Origin of the sequence: Aeromonas sp. EERV15 (assembly GCF_900079845.1) — a bacterium.
Lineage (GTDB): Bacteria > Pseudomonadota > Gammaproteobacteria > Enterobacterales > Aeromonadaceae > Aeromonas > Aeromonas sobria.
This window is the reverse complement of record NZ_FKKY02000083.1, coordinates 1-502: the sequence shown is the minus strand read 5'-3', so window position 1 is coordinate 502 and position 502 is coordinate 1. Positions and strand designations below refer to the sequence as shown.

General features: G+C 66.1%; 1 protein-coding gene. It reads left to right on the top strand.

What is annotated here, in order from left to right:
• Positions 1-502 (top strand): hypothetical protein (locus BN4575_RS22745; protein WP_218060793.1); only part of this gene is annotated, 502 nt, incomplete at both ends.

The window sequence follows — 502 nt, the reverse complement described above, 5'->3', positions numbered from 1 at the left end:
ATATGCCCCACAGACTGCTCGAGCGTCTCGGAAAGGCCCTCGCCTTGTTCGGGGCCTTCGCTCTGGCCACGTACTTCGCGCTCCAGTTCGGTCCGGGCGGCCTATGGCGCGGCTTCGAGCCGGCGCTCGCGGTCACGGGCCCGTCGGCGAAGGCGCCGTACGACCTGACCCGCCTGGAGGCCGTGAACGAGACCCTCAAGATGATCCGCGACAAGTACGTCGACCCGGAGCGGGTGCGCCCCCGGGAGATGTTCTTGTCGGCGCTGAACTACGTCCAGCGTGACGTGGCTCAGGTCATCGTCCTGAGCAACGGCGATGCGAACGAGGTGACGATCCGCGTCGAGAACAACGAGAAGAAGTTCCGCGTCGACAACATCCAGGGGCCCTGGGATGTGTCGGCGCGCCTGCGCGAGGTGTTCTCCTTCCTGCAGAAGCACCTGCGCGGGACGGAGGTCGATCTCCGTGACGTGGAGTACGCGGCGTGCAACGGGATGCTGCACAC